The 21,471-nt window shown below is 56.2% G+C and carries 19 protein-coding genes, 1 tRNA gene and 2 pseudogenes; 13 read left to right on the top strand and 9 right to left on the bottom strand.

All coding sequences use genetic code 11. From position 1 onward, the window contains the following. Positions 1-2 precede the first annotated feature (2 nt). From JN403_RS24690 to cyoE, 3 genes and pseudogenes are all read left to right on the top strand, one after another. The gene (locus JN403_RS24690) at positions 3-635 is read left to right on the top strand and encodes a cytochrome o ubiquinol oxidase subunit III (RefSeq protein WP_074886388.1); all 633 of its coding nucleotides are present in this window, start codon (positions 3-5) and stop codon (positions 633-635) included. Beyond that, positions 636-983: a cytochrome o ubiquinol oxidase subunit IV gene (cyoD, locus tag JN403_RS24685; protein WP_205484684.1), complete on the top strand. Its 348-nt coding sequence runs from the start codon at positions 636-638 to the stop codon at positions 981-983. It abuts the gene before it with no gap. A gap of 10 nt (positions 984-993) precedes the next feature. Next, positions 994-1,883: pseudogene (gene cyoE, locus JN403_RS24680) on the top strand (heme o synthase). Between the two features lie 77 nt (positions 1,884-1,960). Here the strand turns inward: cyoE and JN403_RS24675 are convergent. From JN403_RS24675 to JN403_RS24660, 4 genes are all read right to left on the bottom strand, one after another. After that, entirely contained in the window at positions 1,961-2,947 is a 987-nt protein-coding gene (locus JN403_RS24675) for an ATPase (protein WP_205484683.1), read from the bottom strand. Between the two features lie 49 nt (positions 2,948-2,996). Further along, positions 2,997-3,782 (bottom strand): transporter substrate-binding domain-containing protein, encoded by a 786-nt coding sequence (locus JN403_RS24670; RefSeq protein ID WP_205484682.1) that lies wholly within the window; start codon positions 3,780-3,782, stop codon positions 2,997-2,999. Between the two features lie 67 nt (positions 3,783-3,849). Next, entirely contained in the window at positions 3,850-4,473 is a 624-nt protein-coding gene (locus JN403_RS24665) for a DedA family protein (RefSeq protein ID WP_205484680.1), read from the bottom strand. Positions 4,474-4,616: 143 nt separating this feature from the next. Continuing rightward, the gene (locus JN403_RS24660; RefSeq protein WP_240356760.1) at positions 4,617-5,504 is read right to left on the bottom strand and encodes a LysR family transcriptional regulator; all 888 of its coding nucleotides are present in this window, start codon (positions 5,502-5,504) and stop codon (positions 4,617-4,619) included. A 136-nt stretch (positions 5,505-5,640) separates the two neighbouring features. Here JN403_RS24660 and JN403_RS24655 point away from each other — a divergent pair, with 136 nt between their 5' ends. Beyond that, positions 5,641-6,384, top strand: a complete 744-nt coding sequence (locus JN403_RS24655; RefSeq protein WP_122535009.1) for an SDR family oxidoreductase — start codon at positions 5,641-5,643, stop codon at positions 6,382-6,384. A 600-nt stretch (positions 6,385-6,984) separates the two neighbouring features. Here JN403_RS24655 and JN403_RS24650 read toward each other — a convergent pair. Then, complete coding sequence (locus JN403_RS24650; protein WP_205484677.1) at positions 6,985-7,413, bottom strand: helix-turn-helix domain-containing protein; 429 nt, start codon at positions 7,411-7,413, stop codon at positions 6,985-6,987. A 422-nt stretch (positions 7,414-7,835) separates the two neighbouring features. Here JN403_RS24650 and JN403_RS24645 point away from each other — a divergent pair. After that, positions 7,836-8,078, top strand: a pseudogene (locus JN403_RS24645) (Presumed portal vertex protein); the annotation flags it as partial. A gap of 270 nt (positions 8,079-8,348) precedes the next feature. On the opposite strand, the gene JN403_RS24640 reads toward JN403_RS24645, so the two are convergent. From JN403_RS24640 to JN403_RS24625, 4 genes are all read right to left on the bottom strand, one after another. Continuing rightward, a complete protein-coding gene (locus tag JN403_RS24640) occupies positions 8,349-9,764 on the bottom strand; it encodes a retron Ec67 family RNA-directed DNA polymerase/endonuclease (protein ID WP_240357034.1) in 1,416 nt (471 codons plus the stop codon). Next, entirely contained in the window at positions 9,740-10,111 is a 372-nt protein-coding gene (locus tag JN403_RS24635) for a hypothetical protein (RefSeq protein WP_205484676.1), read from the bottom strand. Before JN403_RS24635 ends, JN403_RS24640 begins: the two co-directional genes overlap by 25 nt. Positions 10,112-11,094: 983 nt before the next feature. Then, positions 11,095-11,907, bottom strand: a complete 813-nt coding sequence (locus JN403_RS24630; protein ID WP_205484675.1) for a hypothetical protein — start codon at positions 11,905-11,907, stop codon at positions 11,095-11,097. Positions 11,908-11,995: 88 nt separating this feature from the next. Then, positions 11,996-12,080, bottom strand: a tRNA-Leu gene (locus JN403_RS24625). Positions 12,081-12,188: 108 nt separating this feature from the next. Between JN403_RS24625 and queA the strand changes: the two genes are divergently transcribed. The 8 genes from queA to JN403_RS24585 all read left to right on the top strand — a co-directional run bounded on the left by queA (position 12,189) and on the right by JN403_RS24585 (position 21,464). Beyond that, positions 12,189-13,268 (top strand): tRNA preQ1(34) S-adenosylmethionine ribosyltransferase-isomerase QueA, encoded by a 1,080-nt coding sequence (queA, locus tag JN403_RS24620; protein WP_205484674.1) that lies wholly within the window; start codon positions 12,189-12,191, stop codon positions 13,266-13,268. Positions 13,269-13,282: 14 nt separating this feature from the next. Then, the gene (gene tgt / locus JN403_RS24615; protein WP_192171046.1) at positions 13,283-14,398 is read left to right on the top strand and encodes a tRNA guanosine(34) transglycosylase Tgt; all 1,116 of its coding nucleotides are present in this window, start codon (positions 13,283-13,285) and stop codon (positions 14,396-14,398) included. A gap of 53 nt (positions 14,399-14,451) precedes the next feature. After that, positions 14,452-14,790: a preprotein translocase subunit YajC gene (gene yajC, locus JN403_RS24610; protein WP_037012510.1), complete on the top strand. Its 339-nt coding sequence runs from the start codon at positions 14,452-14,454 to the stop codon at positions 14,788-14,790. 62 nt (positions 14,791-14,852) lie between these two features. Next, positions 14,853-16,721, top strand: coding sequence for a protein translocase subunit SecD (gene secD, locus JN403_RS24605; protein WP_205484673.1), 1,869 nt, complete (start codon positions 14,853-14,855; stop codon positions 16,719-16,721). Positions 16,722-16,730: 9 nt separating this feature from the next. Then, positions 16,731-17,642, top strand: a complete 912-nt coding sequence (gene secF, locus JN403_RS24600) for a protein translocase subunit SecF (protein ID WP_205484672.1) — start codon at positions 16,731-16,733, stop codon at positions 17,640-17,642. Positions 17,643-17,759: 117 nt separating this feature from the next. After that, positions 17,760-18,305 (top strand): glycine zipper 2TM domain-containing protein, encoded by a 546-nt coding sequence (locus JN403_RS24595; RefSeq protein WP_122535017.1) that lies wholly within the window; start codon positions 17,760-17,762, stop codon positions 18,303-18,305. Between the two features lie 252 nt (positions 18,306-18,557). Then, positions 18,558-19,799, top strand: coding sequence for an OprD family porin (locus JN403_RS24590; RefSeq protein WP_205484670.1), 1,242 nt, complete (start codon positions 18,558-18,560; stop codon positions 19,797-19,799). A gap of 66 nt (positions 19,800-19,865) precedes the next feature. Beyond that, positions 19,866-21,464, top strand: coding sequence for an argininosuccinate lyase (locus tag JN403_RS24585; RefSeq protein WP_205484669.1), 1,599 nt, complete (start codon positions 19,866-19,868; stop codon positions 21,462-21,464). Positions 21,465-21,471 lie beyond the last annotated feature (7 nt).

Genomic DNA, 21,471 nt, shown 5'->3' with positions numbered 1-21,471 from the left:
CAATGTCGAACTTAGTATTTGATGGTGCGAAGGGTCACGACCACGGTCATGACCACGAGCACGACCACGGTCACCACGACGCCGGCGAGATGAAGATCTACGGCTTCTGGATCTACCTGATGACCGACTGCATTCTGTTTGCGTCGATCTTCGCCATTTACGCGGTACTGGTTAACAACGTAGCGGGTGGTCCTGCGGGCCACGACATCTTCGAACTGCCTTACGTGCTTGGCGAAACCGCCTGCCTGTTGCTCAGCTCGATCACCTACGGCTTCGCCATGCTGGCGATGCACAAGGGCAACAAGTCGGGCGTTCTGGGTTGGTTGTTCGTGACCTTCCTGTTCGGCCTGGGCTTCATCGGCATGGAGATCAACGAGTTCCACCTGCTGATCTCCGAAGGTTACGGTCCTAACCGCAGCGGTTTCCTGTCGGCGTTCTTCACGCTGGTCGGCACCCACGGTCTGCACGTGACCAGCGGCCTGATCTGGATGGCGATCATGATGTATCAGGTCTCCAAGCACGGTCTGACCGGGACCAACCAGACTCGCCTGAGCATGCTCAGCCTGTTCTGGCACTTCCTGGACGTTGTCTGGATTTGCGTGTTCACCGTTGTCTATCTGATGGGGACCATTTAAATGGCGAATTCACATCACTCAAATGACGCTGCCAGCCATGAACCTGCCGCCCATGGCAGCTTCAAGTCGTACATGGTCGGTTTCATACTGTCGATCATCCTGACCGCGGTTCCCTTCGGTCTGGTGATGTTCCCGACGATCTCGAAAGTGGCCACGCTGTGGGTCGTTCTGATCTTCGCAGTCGTGCAGGTGTTGGTTCACCTGGTGTACTTCCTGCACCTTGACCGCTCGGCGGCACAGCGCAACAACGTCATCGCGTTTGCCTTCGCTGGCCTTGTGATCGTGCTGCTGGTTGGTTTGAGCACCTGGATCATGTTCAGCATCCACACCGCCATGATGGCGAAGTGAGGAAAACCTGATGTCACTGAAGCACTTTATCCAAATCACCAAACCGGGGATCATTTTCGGTAACGTGCTTTCGGTGGCAGGTGGCTTTTTCTGGCGTCCAAGGGACATGTCGACATCGGCCTGTTCCTGGCAGCCGTGATCGGGACTTCGCTAGTGGTGGCTTCTGGCTGCGTGTTCAACAACTGCATCGATCGCGATATCGATGTGAAGATGGAACGCACCAAGAATCGGGTGCTGGTGCAGGGGTTGGTGTCACTGAAACTGGCACTGATCTACGCTACCGTGCTGGGCGTTGTCGGCGTTGGCCTGCTGTACACCAAGGCCAACGCACTGGCGGCGCTGTTTGCCGTGATCGGCTTCGTGATCTACGTAGGCTTTTACAGCCTGTACCTGAAGCGCAGGTCGGTTCACGGCACCTTGGTAGGCAGCCTGTCAGGCGCGATGCCGCCGGTGATTGGTTACGTCGCGGTCAGCAACACCTTCGACCTTGCGGCGCTGACCTTGCTGGTGATGTTCAGCCTGTGGCAGATGCCTCACTCGTACGCCATTGCGATTTTCCGCTTCAACGACTATCGGGCTGCGTCGATTCCGGTCCTGCCGGTCAAGCGTGGTATCCGGGTCGCCAAGCGGCATATCCTGATCTACATTTTGGCTTTCCTGCTGGCGACCTTGATGCTGACGTTCGGCGGTTACGCCGGGCTCAATTATCTGGCCGTTGCGGCGGCGATGGGCATGTACTGGTTGTACATGGCCTGGACCGGCTACAAAGCCAAAGACGACACTGTTTGGGCACGCAAGCTGTTCGTGTTCTCCATCTTCACGATCACTGCCTTGAGCGTGGCCATGTCGCTGGATTTTCAGGTAACTAAGGAACTGTTGGTCACATACGCAGCGCCTTAGTCGACTGAATGAAACGAAGAAAACCCGGTTGCTCGTGAGAGAAACCGGATTTTTTTGAGCTGAATAAAGTCTCTGGGTTAGCTTGCCGGGTCTTTCGCGGAGGCCTCCTCGGCGTCCTTGGCTGGCCCGAGCACGATGGCCAGATGGCGCAAGTCTTCAATCTCCACGCTGACGCTTTTCCCGGACGGACTGGCAACCAGTTTGCCCAGGGCAAAGACCGTGAAGAAGCGTACCTCATCGGCATGGCTCAGCAGCTCGCTGAGGTAGCGGCTGGAGCGGTAGGCCTGCATCTGCGCGGGCGACACGTACAAGGTCACCAACTTGCCTTGCAAGCGATCAAAGAACTTGAATTTGAAGCCCGTCCCATAGCGCTCGACCAGACCGCCGCCATACAGCACCCGGCGCTCGTCATTGAGCTGAGCGAATTTGATATGGCGAAAATAGGCGCGCAATGACACCTCGCCCTGCCCCGGAATGCGCAAGGTGAGCAGAGCCAGTTCTTCCTTGGTCAACGAGGCCTGGGCCTGACGAAAGCTGTCGACCAGACGCTCCAGATTGCTGGTGCGATTCTGCTTGTCCTGTTTGGCCTTCAACGCGTCAGCTGGGAGCGTGGCGTCTTCGTGCTTCTCGGTCGGCTCGGCGTCAGGCTTGTCTGTCGGCGACGTGGATTTTACGCGTTCCTTCGGGGTGGGATCGAAGACGTCGATGTAGTCATCCAGCTTGCGCTTGACCTTGCGCAACTCGCTTTCAACTTCGGTTTCGTTTTCCTGCGCAACCGGCGTCTTGACGGCTTCATCCACCCACTCGCAATCGGCGTGATGTTCATAGTTGGGGTTGGCCCGGTAGTGCGCGGCGACGAAGGTCGGATGCTCCTGGGGCTTAACGTCATAGCGAACCCCGGTGATCTTGACGCCCAAGGCGCGACACGATTCGGACGAGCACAGGAAACTGAAGCGCGCCCGAGGTGGCTCTTGAGAAAAATACTCGCGTCGCGCCGCCACGATGGAAAGCTCTTGCTGCAGCTCAACGCAAAACGCGCGAGTAATGGTTCTGTTGGTTTTCATGGATACGGCGGGGTCCTGTGCCGAAGTCTTGCGGGCGTGCTGCGCGTCGTCACTCTTTAGGCATCGCCAGCCATTCGCCAACCACTTTCTTGTAGGCGCCGGTGGCTTTGGTGAGATGCAACCACTGATCAACATAGGCCTTCCAGGCCACGTCATCCCGCGGCAGCAGGTAGGCCTTTTCGCCGTACTGCATGTAATTCGACGGATTGACCGTGCACAAGCCGGGGATGCGTTTCTGCTGGTACAGCGCTTCGGACGCGTCGGTGATCATCACGTCGGCCTGCTTGTCGAGCAACTGCTGGAAAATGGTTTTGTTGTCGTGGAAGGCCAGGCTGGCCTTGGGCAAATAAGCGTGGGCGAAGGCTTCGTTGGTGCCACCTTGAGGTTCGATCAGTCGAACGCCGGGCTGATTGATCTGCTCAAGCGTCTGGTACTTCGATTCATCTTCGCAACGTACCAATGGCACCTTGCCGTCGATGTCCAGCGTGCTGCTGAACGCCGCCTTCTTCTGCCGCTCCAGGGTGACCGAGATACCGCCGACGGCCATGTCGCATTTGCCGGCAGTGAAGTCGGGCATCAGGGTTTTCCAGGTGGTCGGGACCCACTCGATCTTCACACCGAGGCTCTGGGCCAGCGACTGCGCCAGCTCGATGTCGATGCCTTCGTACTGGCCGTCTGGCTTGATAAAGGTGTAGGGCTTGTAGTCCCCAGTCGCGCAAACGGCCAGTTGGCCCTTCTGTATGACGGTGTCCAGGTGCGACGGCGTCTCAGCGGCTTGGGCCTGTGCGATGCTGACCATGCTCAACAGCAAACCGGCGGTGATGCGTGTGTTCATCGAGTCGATCCCTCTGCGTCAAATGCCTGTCTGCCGTTATAGAGGCGGTCGCCGCAGATGGGAAGTGTTATCCCGCAGAGGAGGGCGGGACGTCTTTCGCCCGCTTGGCTGCCTGGCGGGCGGGGCGCGTTTTCGCGCGACGATGCCGATACAGCGCGACAGCTGCGCCCACCACAACCACGCCGATGAAGATCGGCATTTTATAAGGCTTCAGGTTGCCGAGCATGTTCTCCAGGAAACCGCCCGCCCAATAGCCGGCGGCCAGAAACAGGCTCGCCCAGACTGCCGCGCCGATCAGGTTGATCACCGCAAAACGGATAGGCGACAAGCGACTCGCGCCGATGACCAGAGGCCCGATCAAACGCATGCCGTAGAGAAAGCGCACCGAGAAAATGGACGCCGTGGGGTAGCGCTTGATCAGGTCGGACACGCGATCGATGGTTGCTTGCTGGCGGTGCAAGCGCGGCAGCAGGCGTGGGCCGAAATGGCGCCCGGTCCAGAACAGAATCTGATCGCCCAGCATCCCGCCCAACGTGGCGTAGATCAGCACCTGCTGCCATTGCAGTACGTGCTGGTGCGCCGCCAGCCCGCCGAGGATCAGGATGGTTTCCCCCTCCAGCAGGCAGCCGATGAACACGGCCCAGTACCCGTAGTTTGAGAGCAGATAGTTGAAGTCGATGTGTTCGAACATGGAAGGCCGGTGGTTTTCGGTGAATGGATGCCTGCTGAAAAGTCCAGCAGTGTGCGCCTTGGGGGACACATTGCACGCCGTTCGACCGAAGCCGGTCGTCATCGGTTCGGTCGCTTTAAGTCGAATCTTCCGGCGCCGCACCGTCAGGGAAAGGTCTGTGGATCGCTCAGGCAGTGGATCAGGTGATCGTAGACAAGTCGTACCCTGCTCGGCACCGGCCCTGACTGCGTCCGGTACACGGACAGGTCCATGGGCGGTGGCGCCACTTTCGGCAACACCTCGACCAGACGCCCGTCGCGAAGATGCGCCTCGGCCAGGTAATGGGGCATCTGCGCAAATGTGACGCCTGCCAGCACGAATTCCAGCTCAGTCTCCGGGTCATCACAACTAAAGGCGGGGGAGGGCGGCAAGTAGCTTTGGCCTTCGGACAGAAACCACGGCCAGGGTCGTCCGTTGTTACGGTCAATCAACGCCGACAGCGGCAGTGTTTTCAAGTCTTCGAGTGTGGCCGGCATCCCGACTGCCGCAATCAATGCCGGCGCTGCCACGATCTTCAACGGCACATGCGCCACCGCCCGCGCGATGTAGCGCCGGTCCCGGACCGTGCCGATGCGAATGCCGATGTCGATCCTCGAGGCGACGGCGTCGGTGAGCTGGTCGTCCAGGCTTAACTCGATCCGCAGGCCGGGATGTTGCTGCATCAACGGCTGAAGGAAACCGGCCAGATAGAGCTTCCCGATCGAGTGCGGCGCTGTAATGCCCACGCGGCCCACCTCATCCGCCGCAGGGTTTTTCGTGTGGGCGGCGAACAAGCGATCGAATTGGTCGAGGGTCTCACGCGCCTGTCGCGCAACCTCTGCGCCGTACGCCGTGACATGGGCCTGTCGTGTGCTGCGATGAAACAACGGCTCGGCGAAGGTTCGCTCAAGCTCTTTGATGGCACGCGTAACCTTTTGTGGCGAGGTGCCGAGGCGAGTCGCGGCTTCCCGAAACGTAGGCGCGTCAACGGCCACCAGAAAGATACGCAGCATTTCCATTCGGTTAAGCATGTCAGGCCGCCCGTATTCCAGAAAGTGGAATTCTAAAAACCGAACTCTTCCATTTTGTGGCAGGAATATCCAGCGCAAACTGGCTCCCATCAACTTCCCATGCGTCAGGAGAACTGCAATGAGCAATGGCATTCAAGGCAAAGTCGTCGTCATCACCGGCGCAAGCAGCGGACTCGGCGAAGCCACCGCGCGGCATCTGGCAAAACTGGGCGCCAAGGTCGTCCTCGGCGCACGCCGTCAGGAGCGCATGGACGTCATCGTCCGCGACATCAAGGCTAACGGCGGTGAAGCATCGGCCTACACGGTTGACGTCACTCGTCGAGACGACCTGTCAGCACTCGTTGAAAACGCCATTCGCGACTTCGGCCGCATCGACGTCATGATCAATAACGCCGGGCTCATGGCCATTGCGCCTATCGCGGAATTGCGCGTCGACGAATGGGACCGCATGATCGACATCAACGTCAAAGGCGTCCTCTACGGCATCGCCGCCGCACTGCCGAAGTTCGAAGCACAGGGCTCCGGGCACTTCATCAACATCTCGTCGGTGGCCGGCATCAAAGTCTTCAGCCCGGGCGGCTCCGTTTACAGCGGCACCAAGTACGCCGTCCGCGCGATCTCCGACGGCCTGCGCCACGAAGTCGGCGGCAAGATCCGCACCACCACCATCGAACCCGGTGCCGTGGATTCCGAATTAAAACTGGGCAGCGGCCATCAGCCGAGCGCGGATGTGGTCAAAGAGTTTTACAAGCAGGCAATCCCCGCCGAGTCCGTAGCGCGGGCGATTGCCTATGCGATTGAACAGCCGGGGGATGTGGACATCAACGAGATCGTGCTGCGGCCGACTTCGCAGGACTTTTGATTGGGAGGGTATTGCGGCTGGGGTGGTAAGGTCGCAAGGCCGATTACGGGAAGCATTGGAAAGAGGTGCTTTGAACCCCGATAGTTTTGAGGTGTGTCACCTGGCGCCTTCCCGGCTAAAGCCAGTCCTACCAAGCGCACGCGTTGGGTCAGTGGGACCGGCTTCAGCCGGGAAGAGGTCAGAATGAGCACCCCCAATTCTGCAGCGCGCCACCCGACGCATTCCCGGCTTAAGCCAGCCTCACTAAGTACATGCGATGTGTCAGTAGGACCGGCTTTAGCCGGGAAGAGGCCGGTTTGAGCGCCATCAGATTTGCAGTGAACGCATACCGCTCTATGCGGCGCCAGTGATGAGTAAACGGCATAGGCCATCGGCGCGTCCTCCCTGCATCCACCAAATCCCGCCCGCAAAAAAACCGGCTCAGAGCTGGCCGGTTTCTTTGTTCATCAAGTCACACCACTTGAAGGTGTTACTGTTTTGTGCCCGAGGAGGCTCGCGCACTCTGTAGAATCCATGTCGTGCACAGCGACAATGTGATTAGTGCTACTGGTAGTGATAAAACCTCAGTGGTGCTGTATCAGCCACCGCACCTCCGAAAAGTTAGGGCAGAGACCAAAAAGCGTGCCTACCCTCTTTACGTTGGACGATTTTGCCTTCGTTATGCAGATCCCCGAGCAAACGGTAGACGTATACCTTGCTGATGCTCATTCTCTCGTAAACGTCTTGGGTAGAAAGTTCGCCTTCTACAAGCAAACTCAAGATTTTCTCTTTTCGAGAGTCCATGGATGCCTGTTCAACTGCGCCTCCAACCTTCTCGGTGATCCGCTGAACCTGCTCAGCCGATAGAGCAACCTCGTCACCCACAACCTTAGTCAAGCTGCCGATGACCTCCATTTTTACGGCCTCCTTCAGACGCAGGGATTCCAAGTACATCTCCTCATCTGCAAAATCGCTTGGTGCATAAAGGACTGTATGGTTCCAGTTCAGCAGCGCGAAGAACGTTCCCACAATCAGGATAGGAAAAATCATGACAAAGTAAACGAATACAGCCTGAATCTCTGGGGGAGGTTGATAAGCGATATTGTCGCGAAGCCTTCCGCTAGGGTGGAAAATATTGCTACGACAGTTAGCGGATTACTGACCTTGGTGGCCATCTTTAGTCCTTTGTGATTGCCATGGGGGAGTGAAGCTTAGCCGCGTTTTACCATGTTGACTACTCCTTAATTGCGCGGGGTACCTGCGCGGGAATTCGCCAAATAAGGGGTGCCCTTGGCATTTTTTAACTAGCACGTAATTGGAAGGCCGCGGGACTGATTGAGGGGGAGTTTTAAAGGTTGCTCAAACTCAATCATTGAATTTGAAATGAGTTCGGATGAAAGCAGGCCGTCGTTACCGCATCGGTAACAGTGGCCTTTGGTGTTGATGACCATGGAACCCTTTGCCCGTCAACCGATGAATTCAACTCAATCAAGAATCAGGCGCGTAATGACGTGCTCGCCAGCCTGCGGATCCCGCCGCAGTTGATGGGGGTTGTTCCGCAGAATGCTGGTGGTTTTTGGTCGGTCAGAGAGGCGGCGCAGATTTATGCGGCCAATGAGCTGGAGCTGATTCAGGCGAGAATGATGCAGTTGGATGATTGGGTGGGTGAGGATGTTGTGCGGTTCAAAGTATATGCGATAGCTACAGAGGTATAGAGCCAAAAACACTTCAGCTTCTAAGCCTTTTGACTACATCTCCGCAGATGGGTGATGAGTTCTTAAACGGTACACAAATGAAGGTGTCGGAGTTCGAGGCGGCGTCCAGGTGAGGTTTTGTAATGTGGCGGTCATTGGTGATTGAAGCGCTGTCAACTTACGAGAAGCATTGTTTGACTAATGTCAGCTCGGCCGATAGCTGCTGTAAGTTACCAGTTATGTTCGGGAAAATTGAGTTGATTTGAGTTCGTGTTGGGTAACCCATATTTTTTATAACCTCCCATGCTGCTTAACAATTTTCAGTATAGTGTTCAATATTGGCTCAAAGCCCGAAAAATCTATCGATTCCTGTTGCGCCTTTACTACAAACTTTGCAAAATGATTTTTGCTATATTCGTTCGACGTCATTTTCGCGTCGTCGGGGTTGAATTTCTTACCGTTCAACTCAGTTTTCAACAGCTTCGGTTCGAAGAGATCTTCAACCATAGTGTTCTGTCCTTTGTTTAGTGGCGTGGGTACAACATATAGATTTCGACCGATAAAGTGGAGCTCGTCACTGCCGTCTGGTTTTTTGGCGAGCTTCTTCATCTTGTGAATCTGCTTGTAGATTTCAATAGCGCCCTGGTCGTTGTCAATCAGCATGATTACTGGTTTGAGACCGATCGGTGCCTTAAAAAAGGCACATTCTTTTGTGTAGCTAGTCATGAATTTTGTCATTTCTCCAGTTCCGCCAGAAAGACTCATGAGGTGTTTTATCTGTTCTGTGTATTTGAAAAGCTTAATTTTAAGTTTCTTGGACCCGTCTTTGTTTGTTTCGACCAGTTCTGGATATTTCGCCGATAGACTATAAATGGCCGCACGCAGATAAATATTATCTGTTTTTCCTTCGCAGATTATTGTAGGAACTGGGCTGGCATAGAAGTCTCTATAGAAAATGAATCTTTTGTGTGATTTTTCAATCGACTTCAAACGATCTGGAGTCGGGGTAAAAGCGGGATTCAGCGGATTTTGAGCGCGGAGCTTTCTGTTGTAGTCATTAATCATGTAGATGAAGCTAAGTATGCCGTTCAGCTGGTGAAGGCTACCTGCCGTTTTCTCTTGTATGCCATGCTCGTTTGCTTTTAAAACTTCGAAACTTCCCGTCCGGAACAGTTTATGAGTCATGGCTTTCGCAGTTCGATGGTATTCTGCGCGTACATTGACCTTTGAGTTGACTGTCAATCCTGTGACTATTTGACGAGAGTCGCGGTACTGCAAGCGAGTTTTCTTACTATTTATTGAAAACCACGCCCTGTTAATTGTATTTTCCAAGGCAGTGCCGGCGACCCATGTATGATTAACATGGTCGATACACCTTACCAAACTTTCGGAGAATTCTTTTTTGTTAGTTGAGAAAGTGATATCGTCGGCATATCGAGAGTAACTACTTTTTTCAGCTGCCGCTAGCCGCGCTAATCTGATATCTAGTATGTGAGCTATCATGTTAGATAAAATCGGGGAGCAAGGGCTTCCTTGGGGTAGCGCGTTCTCGTGACATGCGATTTGCGCAATAACCGTGGCTACTGATGGACTGAGTTTAAAGTTTTCATTTTTTAAGAAAAATCCTCTGACACGTCCAAAGTGTATGCTTCCAAAGAAATCAGCCAAGTCAATATTTAAGACTAAATTTTTGTTGCGATGATTAATGGCATTCGTGATGATGGAGTAACCGGGTTTAAAACCATGTGATAAGCTTCTTTTTTTGTCTGCTTATACGTAACTTTCAGGCTTGATGGTGCTGATCTTGATTTTTCTATTTCGTCGTTACAGTCTTGAAGGAGCGTTGCTAGCTGTTTCTGTAGATACTTAAGTTCTAAGCATGGGGCAGAAATAGTTCTAGAGCCGCCTGTTTTTTTAGGAATGTTGAACTGACTATATAAACCTATCTTGGGTCTTATATAGAGAATGTACGAGACTGACTTGGGAGGCATTTCTAGAATATCAGCGAGATCGCTTAAGCTCGTAGCTTTCCTTAGCTTAGTCAGTTTTGACATGGGACATTCCATAGAAAAGGTGGTGGGCTTGTAGACACTCATATGCAAGTGTCAATGAGTCTCTCCGCGTGAGATTGCGAAGTAATGTAATGGCAATACCTACCACCGTTGATGTCACTTATCGCGATTCGCGATAAAACGATCTGTCTACAAGCCCGCATTGATCATAACCTCGCCGGCCTTTTAATGTCACCTACCAATTCTGCTTCGATCCGATTATCGAATCCCACGGTCTCTCAGTCAGCTCAACCCGCCGCGCCTCGGTAGATCCATTCCGCGCTGCTGCGTGTTGGAGTCTGTGGCGCGCGCCGTCATCCCCCCACCTCGCCTGCGGGCTAAATAGGTCCCTTTTTCTGCGCTTCTGCATCCTGACCAAAACAAGGCTGGCTACGAGCTGCCGGGAAGAGTGGGGACGGTTGCAACCCTGCGAAAACCCGCGAGGCACGGTTTTTTTAAGTACGACCAAGGCCCGGCCTGCAAGCAAATCTCGGAGTCGGCTCGGGGAATGGGTAAGTTTTTTGGTTCGGGGATGTGGGTTCCCGCGACACCCCGTGTTTGCTGGGCTGGAGAGCTAACACGTAGGGGTTAATTACAGTAAGCGCAGCGGTTAACTATCCGTAAGCATTTGTTGGAAAAGACTTTTATATTTTGGTTGTTTAACGCTCTGTGAGGTTAGTAAATTCGTTATCCCTAACCCAAGCGCTAACCTAGGCTGCCGGTCTGAAAGGCGCACCAAATGGAGGTATCAGGCAGGTGCGCAAAAAACTCACCCTCCTTACCCGTTTCCGGTGGGTCAACATGAAAAGCTGATAGCTCCTCAGGGATGGCCACCGGCGGACCGCGTTCCCGATTGTTCTCTCCCACCCAGTCGCAGTGGCTGACTCAGCGTCTGCTAACGCGCGCGTTTGGTTTCGAGCTAATCAACCGCGTGCATGTGCTGTTGTTGGCCCGCTTTCGGCGGCAGTCCAGGCTTGGTGTTACCGTCAGCGATCGGCCTTATTCGCAAGTCTCACGGCTACTAGGCCAACCCCAAAACCGACGACCATGGTCAGGCACGACCAGATGATTGCGTATGAGCGTAAGGGCCAGAGGTGAACCGTGAGAGTTTGGATCGCCTGAATTGCGAACAAAGCTAAGAAGAACACTGTTGGAACGCGTATCCATGGGCTGATCACGGCGGGTTTTAAAAGTCGTCCGTATCCCATATAGAAGGTGTAGAGACAAAAGCACCCGACGGAGACGAAGCCAGCCCACAGAGCGGCTACCGGTTTAGTGCGAGGAGTAGTGAAATCTTCAACGATGATCTCTTTAATGCCTGCAATTCGGGCGGTCGGCTTTACTACTGGTTTTCCCGAGGTTACGAGCGTGATCGTTATCTCATCGCCAGGATTGGATAAAAATGGAAGAATCTTGATTTTACCGTCGGCGATTTGCAGCTCAACCGGAATACCTTTGGGAGTCGATCCCGCCAACCTCGCGGTGACTAACCGTGCAGGCTCCTCCGTAGTCAAAACCATAGGGCTTTCAAAATCTGCGCTGGCAACGGGCTTGGAGCCGGTATTAGTAATCGTGATGGAGGAGACGAAGGGGTTTTCGATTTTATCGCCGTCGAGTATGACTTGGAGATCCTGAAAGCGCGGTCCGCTGGGTGGCTGCAGCTCCCAGGACGATACAAGGGTCATGGTTAGCTCGTGCGCAGTGAGCTCGGCCCGAGGAAGATAGAGCGATATGGCGATCGCGAAGATGCTCACAGCAAAGGTGCTGAAGAACTTCCAGTCGAGCTTGAAAGGGGCCAAAACATTCCTCCTGGAAAAAATCCTCTTACGCCAACTTTACGCCAGACGAAAAAAAGGCCTTGATAATCAAGGCCTTTCTTCATTGTGCTGGTGCCCCGAGGGAGAATCGAACTCCCACTTCTTTCGAAAACGGATTTTGAATCCGCCGCGTCTACCAATTCCGCCATCAGGGCTCAATGGCGGCGAAGTATAGAGATGAGCCTACCGTTGGTCAATCATGTTTCATGGTCAATTTTCACTTATTCGGCTAAACTTCCCGGCCCTGCTAGACGAACCCCATCATGCGTGTCGCTGACTTTACCTTCGAGCTCCCGGATTCATTGATCGCTCGCCATCCTTTGGCGGAGCGACGCAGCAGCCGTTTGCTGACCCTCGACGGGCCAAGCGGCGCGCTGGCACACCGCCAATTCACTGATTTGCTGGAGCATTTGCGCCCCGGCGATCTGATGGTCTTCAACAATACCCGGGTGATTCCGGCGCGGCTGTTCGGGCAAAAAGCCTCGGGTGGCAAGCTGGAAATCCTCGTTGAGCGCGTTCTCGATCAGCACCGTGTGCTGGCCCATGTGCGCTCCAGCAAGTCGCCCAAGCCGGGTTCGACAATTCTCATCGATGGCGGTGGCGAGGCCGAAATGGTCGCGCGCCACGATGCGTTGTTTGAACTGCGCTTCGCCGAGCCGGTGCTGCCATTGCTCGAGCGCGTCGGGCACATGCCGTTGCCTCCTTATATAGACCGCCCGGACGACGATGCCGATCGCGAGCGCTATCAGACCGTGTACGCCCAGCGCGCCGGTGCGGTGGCGGCGCCGACGGCAGGTCTGCATTTCGACCAGACCATGATGGCCGCGATTGCCGAGAAGGGCGTCGAGACCGCATTCGTGACGCTGCACGTCGGCGCGGGTACGTTTCAGCCGGTGCGCGTCGAGCGCATTGAAGATCACCACATGCACAACGAGTGGCTCGAAGTCACTCAGGAAGTGGTCGATGCCGTGGCCGCGTGTCGCGCACGCGGCGGTCGGGTGATCGCCGTGGGCACGACCAGCGTGCGTTCGCTGGAAAGTGCCGCACGCGATGGCGTGCTCAAGCCCTTCAGCGGCGACACCGATATCTTTATTTATCCGGGCCGACCGTTCCATGTGGTCGATGCGCTGGTCACCAACTTCCACTTGCCGGAATCGACGCTGTTGATGCTGGTTTCGGCATTCGCCGGTTATCCCGAAACCATGGCGGCCTATGCGGCTGCGGTGGCGCACGGTTACCGCTTCTTCAGTTACGGGGATGCCATGTTCATCACCCGCAATCCCGTGCCGACCGCTCCTGGGGAATCCACCCCGACGGACTCGGCCCCAGAGGATCAAGCATGAGTCGCACCTGTCGTATGTCTTTCGAGCTGCTGGCCACCGATGGCAAGGCGCGTCGCGGTCGTTTGACCTTTCCTCGCGGCGTTGTCGAAACGCCTGCGTTCATGCCGGTCGGCACTTATGGCACGGTCAAGGGCATGCTGCCTCGGGATATCGAGGCCACTGGCGCTCAGATGATCCTCGGCAACACCTTTCACCTGTGGCTGCGTCCGGGCACTGAAGTCATCAAAGGCCACGGCGACCTTCATGATTTCATGCAGTGGAAAGGCCCGATTCTGACCGATTCGGGCGGTTTCCAAGTGTTCAGCCTGGGCGCGATGCGCAAGATCAAGGAGGAGGGCGTGACCTTCGCCTCTCCGGTCGACGGCGCAAAAGTGTTCATGGGGCCTGAAGAATCGATGCAGGTTCAGCGCGACCTCGGTTCCGACGTCGTGATGATTTTCGACGAATGCACGCCGTACCCGGCCGACGAAGAGGTTGCGCGCACCTCCATGGAGTTGTCGCTGCGCTGGGCCAAGCGCTCCAAGATCGCCCATGGCGAAAACACGGCGGCGCTGTTTGGCATCGTTCAGGGCGGTATGCACGAGAACCTGCGCATGCGCTCCCTCGAAGGCCTGAACGAACTCGACTTCGACGGCCTGGCAATTGGCGGCCTGTCGGTCGGCGAGCCCAAGGACGAAATGATCAAAGTCCTGGACTACCTGCCGGGGCGCATGCCGGCTGACAAACCTCGTTACCTTATGGGTGTAGGCAAGCCCGAGGACCTGGTTGAAGGTGTCCGCCGCGGCGTCGACATGTTCGACTGCGTGATGCCTACGCGCAATGCGCGCAACGGTCATCTGTTCATCGACACCGGTGTGCTGAAAATCCGTAATGCGTTTCATCGTTACGATGAGTCGCCGCTGGATCCGACCTGCGACTGCTACACCTGCAAAAACTTCTCCCGCGCCTATCTGCATCACCTGGACAAGTGCGGCGAAATGCTGGGTAGCATGCTCAATACGATCCACAATTTGCGCCATTACCAGCTGCTTATGGCTGGTTTGCGCGAGGCTATTCAACAAGGTACATTGGCCGCCTTTGTCGACACGTTCTATGCCAAACGCGGGCTTGTGACGCCGTTACTGGACTGAGCGACATCCGGTCTTTCGCTTCCTATTATTAAAATATGCAACTGGAGTGTTAAATGAGCTTTTTCATCTCTTCCGCTTTCGCGGATGCGGCTGCCCCTGCTGCTGCAGGCCCTATGGGCGGCGGCTTCGAGTGGATTTTCCTGGTCGGCTTCCTGGTCATCTTCTATCTGATGATCTGGCGTCCACAGGCCAAGCGCGCCAAAGAGCAAAAGAACTTGCTGGGTAACTTGCAGAAGGGTGATGAAGTCGTCACTACCGGCGGTATCGCGGGCAAGATCAATAAAGTGACTGATGACTTCGTTGTTATCGAAGTGTCCGACACCGTAGAGCTGAAGATCCAGAAGGGCGCAATCGCTGCCACCCTGCCCAAGGGCACTCTGAAAGCCATCTGATTCCAGTCTTTTACCAATCGACGGGGCGCGCAAGGCGCCCCGCGTTATAAGCAGGCGGCGTGATGTTGAACAAATACCCTCTGTGGAAATACATCCTGATCCTGGCAGTGCTGGTGATCGGTTTTATTTATTCCGCACCCAATCTCTACCCTGATGACCCGGCTATTCAAGTCAGTGGCGCAAGCACTGCGCTGCAGGTCAACCAGGCTGATCTGGATCGCGTAAGCAAGGCGCTTACCGATGCTGGCATCGCGGTCAAGGGCGCGTCTCTGGCCGAGAATGGCAAGGGCGGTTTGTTGCGTCTGACCAAACAGGAAGACCAGCTGCCAGCCAAAGATGTCGCACGCAAGGCGCTGGGCGATGACTACGTTGTTGCGCTCAACCTGGCTCAGACCACGCCGAAATGGCTTCGCAGCATTGGCGCTACGCCGATGAAGCTGGGTCTCGACCTGTCCGGTGGCGTGCACTTCCTGCTCGAAGTCGACATGGACAAGGCGCTCAGTGCGCGCCTGAATGTCTACGAAGGCGAAGTGAAGAGCCTGCTGCGCAAGGAAAAAGTGCGTTATCGCAGCCTTCCGCAAGATAACGGCGCCATCCAGCTGGGCTTCAGCGATGCTGATACCCGCGAACAGGCCCGTGCGCTGATCCGCAAGGACTACACAGATTTCGATATCACCACGAGCGATCGCGGCGAGATGCCGATCCTGCGCCTGGCCATGACCCCAGCCAAGATCGCTGAAATCCGCGAATACTCGATCAAGCAAAACCTGACCACCGTGCGTAACCGGGTCAACGAGCTGGGCGTCGCCGAACCGCTGGTTCAGCGTCAGGGCGCCAACCGCATCGTGGTTGAGCTGCCAGGTGTTCAAGACACCGCCGAAGCCAAGCGTATTCTCGGCAAGACCGCCAACCTTGAGTTCCGTCTGGGCGCAGGTCCCGACGACAACAAAGCCACTACCGAGATGTTCGAGTTCCGCGAAGGCGGTCGTCCTGCGGCGCCGGTCGAGCGTGGTCTGATCATCACCGGTGACCAGGTGACTGACGCCAAGGCCGGCTTTGACGAGCACGGCCGTCCTCAGGTGAACATCAAGCTGGACGGCCATGGTGGTGATCTGATGAGCCGCGCCACCCGCGCGAACGTCGGTCGCAGCATGGCAGTGATTTTCATCGAGCAGAAGCCGACCACCACGTATACCAAGCAAATGGTAAACGGCGTCGAAAAAGACGTGCCGGTCCAGACGTTCAAGGAAGAGAAGAAGATCATCAGCCTGGCGACCATCCAGTCGCCGCTGGGTGCTCAATTCCGCATCACCGGCCTGAACGGCGCGGGTGAATCTTCCGAGCTGGCGCTGCTGCTGCGTGCCGGTGGTCTGGCTGCACCGATGTACTTCGCTGAAGAGCGCACCATTGGTCCAAGCCTGGGTGCCGACAACATCACCAAGGGTATCGATGCATCCCTGTGGGGCATGCTGTTCGTCTCGCTGTTCATCCTCGCCATCTACCGTTTCTTCGGTCTGATCGCGACGGTGGCGCTGGCCTTCAACATGGTCATGCTGCTGGCACTGATGTCGCTGCTGGGTGCAACGCTGACTCTGCCAGGCATCGCCGGTATCGTCTTGACGATGGGTATGGCGGTCGATGCGAACGTGCTGATCTTCTCGCGGATTCGTGAAGAGATCGCCAACGGCATGACGGTCCAGCGTGCGATCAACGAAGGCTTCGACCGCGCGTATACCGCGATCCTCGACGCCAACCTGACGACGCTGCTGGTCGGCGGCATTCTCTTTGCGATGGGCACAGGCCCGGTGAAGGGTTTTGCGGTCACCATGTCCCTCGGGATCTTTACCTCGATGTTCACAGCCATCATGGTGACCCGCGCAATGGTCAACCTGATCTTTGGCGGTCGTGACTTCAAGAAGTTGTGGATTTAAGGGGCTGCCATGAAACGTACGATCAACTTCATGGGCGTTCGCAACATTGCGTTCGCCATTACCATGCTCCTTACCGTTCTGGCGTTGTTCAGCTGGTTCTATAAAGGGCTGAACTTCGGTCTGGACTTCACTGGCGGTACGCTGATCGAGCTGACCTATGAACGTCCGGCCGATCTGCACAAGGTGCGCGAAGAGCTGGTGGCTTCGGGTTATACCGAAGCCGTTGTACAAAGCTTTGGTGCAACGACTGATCTGCTCGTTCGCATGCCGGGTGAAGACCCGCAGCTGGGCACTCAGGTTGCCGACGCGCTGCGCAAGACAGGGGCCGATAACCCGGTAACCGTCAAGCGCGTCGAGTTCGTCGGTCCGCAAGTGGGTGAAGAACTTCGCGACCAGGGCGGCCTCGGCATGCTGCTGGCGCTGGGCGGCGTACTGGTCTACCTGGCCTTCCGCTTCCAGTGGAAATTCGCGGTAGGGGCAATCATCTCGCTGATCCACGACGTGGTGGTGACGATGGGCATCCTCTCGTTCTTCCAGGTGACCTTCGACCTGACCGTACTGGCCGCTGTGCTGGCGATCATCGGTTACTCGCTCAACGACACCATCGTGGTATTCGACCGGGTTCGCGAGAACTTCCGTCTGCTGCGCAAGGCATCGCTGATCGAGAACATCAATATCTCCACCACGCAGACGTTGCTGCGGACCATGGCGACCTCGATCTCCACATTGCTGGCCATCGTCGCGTTGTGGATCTTCGGCGGCGATAGCCTGCACGGTTTCTCGGTGGCGCTGTTCATCGGTGTTCTGGCGGGTACGTACTCGTCGATCTACATCGCCAACGTGGTGTTGATCTGGCTGAACCTGCGCAGCGAAGACCTCTTGCCACCGGTCACTGTCGACAAAGTGGATGATCGTCCGTAACCGATACTGGTAACCGGCCATCACCTGAAAAGGCGCGAGTGTGAACTCGCGCCTTTTTTATGCTCCAAGGCTGGGAGTAGCGCGAGCAATTGCGCTGAATATCGTCAGGAGGTTCACGTGAACAAGTCGTTGCTTATTGGTGCAGTATTGGGTGCTGTCGGTGTAACCGCCGGTGGTGCTTTGGCCACCTATAGCCTCGTAAAACAAAGCGGCCCAGAGTACGCAGACGTACTTGCCGTCGAGCCTGTGAAAGAACAAATCAAAACCCCGCGACAAGTCTGCAAGGACGTTGCCGTGACTCACCGAGCGCCGGTCAAGGACCAGCATCAAATCGTGGGGAGTGTCATCGGTGCCGTAGCGGGTGGCCTGCTCGGCAACCAGGTGGGTGGCGGTAATGGCAAGAAGATCGCCACGGTCGCCGGTGCGGTGGGTGGTGGTTACGCCGGTAACAAGGTTCAGGAAGGCATGCAGAACCGCGACACCTACACAACGACTGAATCGCGCTGCAACACCGTCAACGACATCAGCGACAAGGTTGTTGGCTACAACGTGAAGTACAAGCTCAACGACAAAGTCGGGCAGGTGCGTATGGATCGTGATCCAGGCAGCCAGATCCCTGTTAACAAGGACGGTCAGCTGGAGTTGAGCCAGGCCGGCCAGTAAGCCCTGAGTCAACGCTCAAAAAAACGCCCCTTATACAGGGGTGTTTTTTTTGCCTGGAATAAACGCACTGAAGACGCCGAGACTCCTACGCAGCCACAGCCATACGTATTAAGTATCGTGTGGGTAGCAACTATATATTTTTAATCAAAATTCCCGGCCGGTAAGCTCGTTTCGGTGGCAGGAGACTTCTACAGTCCCCATTCCACTTGAATAACTCTAATAAAAACGAGCTGGACCCAACGGGATATAACAATGCACAAAAGCCCTATGTCTCTAGGACTCACGTCTGCTGCCCTCGGACTGAGCCTTGCTTTACCCGGTTTCGCGGAAGCTGACTTTTTTGAAGACAGCAAAGCGGATCTGGAATTTCGAAACTTCTACTTCAACAGCGATTACCACCAGGACGGCGCGCCTCAGTCCAAGCGCGACGAGTGGGCGCAAGGTCTGATCCTCAACTATGAGTCGGGATTTACCGATGGCACGGTAGGGTTTGGCGTAGATGCCATTGGCCTCTTTGGTTTGAAACTGGACTCCGGACCTGACCGCCGCAACAGTGGACTCCTGCCGGTCGGTGACGACAAGGCGCCCGACGATTACGGCCGATCAGGCGTGACCGCAAAAGCGCGGATGGCCAAGAGCGTGCTGCGCGTGGGCACCTTGTTGCCCAAGCTGCCGACCGTCCTGCCCAACGACGGACGCCTGCTGCCGCAGACCTTTCGTGGCGTCCAGTTGACCTCAAAAGACGTGTCCGACATGACGCTCAATGTGGGGCGGCTGACCAGCAATACCGAACGCAACGACAGTGGCCATGAAGACATCGAGGCCGAGGCCAAGGGTATCAAGGGCGGGCGCCCCAGCGACAAGTTCGACTTCGCCAGCGCGAGCTACAACTGGAGCAAAGGCCTCACCACGTCCTATAACTACGGCGGTCTGGAAAACAACTACAAACAGCATATCGTGACGCTGCTGCACAGCGTCCCGCTCGGTGAGTCGCAGTCGCTCAAGAGTGATCTTCGATACGCCCGTTCGCTGAAGGACGGCAATACGAACATCGATAACACAGCCATTGGCGCGAAGTTCACCTACAGCGTCGGTGGTCATGGCTTTGGCGTTGCGTACCAGCGCATGAACGGCGAGACCGGGTTTCCCCACCTGGCCGGAACCGACTCGTTTCTCGTCAACTACGTCATGATTTCCCCGGACTTTGCCAACCCCGAAGAGCGTTCCTGGCAGGCGCGATACGACTATGACTTTGCAGCGGTCGGACTGCCCGGCCTGAGCTTCATGAGTCGCTACCTCAAAGGCGACAACTTTGCCCGCGGCGCCAGAGAAGGCACCGAGTGGGAGCGCAACACCGACATCGCCTATGTATTCCAGAGCGGTGCGTTGAAGAACCTCGAACTGAAGTGGCGCAACGGCAGCTACCGCAGTAATGGCGGCAACGACATCGACCAGAACCGCGTCATCGTCAGCTACACGCTGCCGCTGCTATAGCCGCTGCGCATCCTCCGCACTCATCACGACAACGCACCCTCGGCAACCGCCGCACTGGAGCCTGAAATGCCCACAACAAAAACCCTTCTTCATCTGGCCGTCGCCTGCGTATTGAGCACCAGTTATGGCGCGTACGCAGCCAACACCGCCGAGGTGCCCTGCAAAACCACCGAGGAATGCGCCGCTCAAGCCGCGAAAATCGGGGCGACCGTTGAAAAATCGAAAGCCCGAGGCAGCAACACCGACAGCCAGTTTTCATGGCTGAACAGGATTAACAAGGCGTCGATCGTGATGCTCACTGAAGAAGGCATCGTCAAGCCCGAGATGGGTCAGAAGATCGCCACGGGTGTGCGCTTCGCCATCGATCAGGCGGACCAGCCCAATGGCAAGCGGCCCACCGATGTGTTGCAGCTTGAAGCAATCATGACCGACAAGATCGGGCCCGAGGCCTCGCTGATTCACTCCGGCCGCAGTCGCCAGGACATGCTCGCCACCTACCGCCTGGCGAAGTTGCGCTCCGATGTGCTGGCGTACAGCGAAGCGCTGAATGCCACGCGCAAGCGCTTGTTGGATCTCGCCGACAAGAACATCGACACGCTGATTCCCGCCTACACCAACGGCGTCCAGGCCATGCCGATCACCTACGCGCACTATCTGCTGGCGTACGAGGCAGCGTTTGATCGTGACGGACAGCGCATTCGCGAGTTGTACCAGCGCTTGAATCAAAGTCCGATGGGCACGGCAGTACTGGCGAACTCAGCGTACCCGCTCAACCGCGAGCGGCTCGCCGAACTATTGGGCTTCGACGGCGTGCGGGAGAACTCACTGGATTCGAGTCAGGTTTCGACGTACGACATCCCGATCGAGGCTGTGGGCATCGCGTCCTCGTCAGCCATCCGGGTAGGCGCACTGATTGGCGATATCCACACGCAGTACCACCAGATTCGTCCGTGGTTGCTACTGGATGAGGAAAAGACCTACACCAGCAGTGCGATGCCGCAGAAGCGCAATCCGGGGTTGCTCATGCGTGCCCGTGAATCGGCGTCGGACGTCGTGGGACTGGCGCAGACGGTCACGCTGCGGGCCCATAACGTTACCACCGGCATGACCGACTACAAGTTCGCGTTCGATTCCCTGGGCGTGTTCGATTCGACAAAAGAGATGTTTGGGGCAGTGGACGCAGTGATCGATGCGCTGCAGGTCAATCCCCAGCGAGCGCGGGAAGAGCTGGAGAATGAGTGGACGACCTCCATGGAACTGGCCGACACGCTGGAACGCACGCAGAAGGTTCCCTTTCGGATCGGCCATAGTTTCGCTTCGTTGATCGTCGAACAGGCCCGCAGTGAAGGGCTTACTCCGAAGACCTTCCCCTACGCCGATGCACAGAAGCTCTACACCCAGGCGGCGGACAAGTATCAGTGGAAGCAAAATGCCTTGCCGCTGGATGAGGGGACGTTCCGCGCTTCACTTTCTCCGGAGAACATGGTGAAGACTCGAAAAGGCACTGGCGGTCCGCAACCGGAGGAGGTCAAGCGCATGCTGGCTGAAGCGCACAAAACCCTCGATGGGGACCAGGCATGGTTGCGTGAGCGCAGCGAAAAGCTGACCCAGGCCGAAGGAAATCTGGATCGCGCGTTCGAGAAGTTGCTTTCCTCCAAGGGATGATGGCGAA

It is taken from the genome of Pseudomonas sp. 15A4, from assembly GCF_016925575.1.
In the GTDB taxonomy this organism is placed as follows: domain Bacteria; phylum Pseudomonadota; class Gammaproteobacteria; order Pseudomonadales; family Pseudomonadaceae; genus Aquipseudomonas.
Note: the sequence above shows the minus strand (reverse complement) of the source record. Positions and strands in the feature narration are given on the sequence as shown.

What these genes read in the sequence shown, in the direction of transcription:
- JN403_RS24655 (WP_122535009.1), top strand. Translation starts at nt 5,641, where the DNA reads ATGAGCAATGGCATTCAAGGCAAAGTCGTCGTCATCACCGGCGCAAGC.
- JN403_RS24670 (WP_205484682.1), bottom strand. Translation starts at nt 3,782, where the DNA reads ATGAACACACGCATCACCGCCGGTTTGCTGTTGAGCATGGTCAGCATC.
- JN403_RS24660 (WP_240356760.1), bottom strand. Translation starts at nt 5,504, where the DNA reads ATGCTGCGTATCTTTCTGGTGGCCGTTGACGCGCCTACGTTTCGGGAA.
- JN403_RS24665 (WP_205484680.1), bottom strand. Translation starts at nt 4,473, where the DNA reads ATGTTCGAACACATCGACTTCAACTATCTGCTCTCAAACTACGGGTAC.
- JN403_RS24690 (WP_074886388.1), top strand. Translation starts at nt 3, where the DNA reads ATGTCGAACTTAGTATTTGATGGTGCGAAGGGTCACGACCACGGTCAT.
- JN403_RS24585 (WP_205484669.1), top strand. Translation starts at nt 19,866, where the DNA reads ATGCCCACAACAAAAACCCTTCTTCATCTGGCCGTCGCCTGCGTATTG.
- JN403_RS24675 (WP_205484683.1), bottom strand. Translation starts at nt 2,947, where the DNA reads ATGAAAACCAACAGAACCATTACTCGCGCGTTTTGCGTTGAGCTGCAG.
- secF (WP_205484672.1), top strand. Translation starts at nt 16,731, where the DNA reads ATGAAACGTACGATCAACTTCATGGGCGTTCGCAACATTGCGTTCGCC.
- secD (WP_205484673.1), top strand. Translation starts at nt 14,853, where the DNA reads ATGTTGAACAAATACCCTCTGTGGAAATACATCCTGATCCTGGCAGTG.
- cyoD (WP_205484684.1), top strand. Translation starts at nt 636, where the DNA reads ATGGCGAATTCACATCACTCAAATGACGCTGCCAGCCATGAACCTGCC.
- queA (WP_205484674.1), top strand. Translation starts at nt 12,189, where the DNA reads ATGCGTGTCGCTGACTTTACCTTCGAGCTCCCGGATTCATTGATCGCT.
- JN403_RS24635 (WP_205484676.1), bottom strand. Translation starts at nt 10,111, where the DNA reads ATGTCAAAACTGACTAAGCTAAGGAAAGCTACGAGCTTAAGCGATCTC.
- yajC (WP_037012510.1), top strand. Translation starts at nt 14,452, where the DNA reads ATGAGCTTTTTCATCTCTTCCGCTTTCGCGGATGCGGCTGCCCCTGCT.
- JN403_RS24590 (WP_205484670.1), top strand. Translation starts at nt 18,558, where the DNA reads ATGCACAAAAGCCCTATGTCTCTAGGACTCACGTCTGCTGCCCTCGGA.
- JN403_RS24650 (WP_205484677.1), bottom strand. Translation starts at nt 7,413, where the DNA reads ATGATTTTTCCTATCCTGATTGTGGGAACGTTCTTCGCGCTGCTGAAC.
- tgt (WP_192171046.1), top strand. Translation starts at nt 13,283, where the DNA reads ATGTCTTTCGAGCTGCTGGCCACCGATGGCAAGGCGCGTCGCGGTCGT.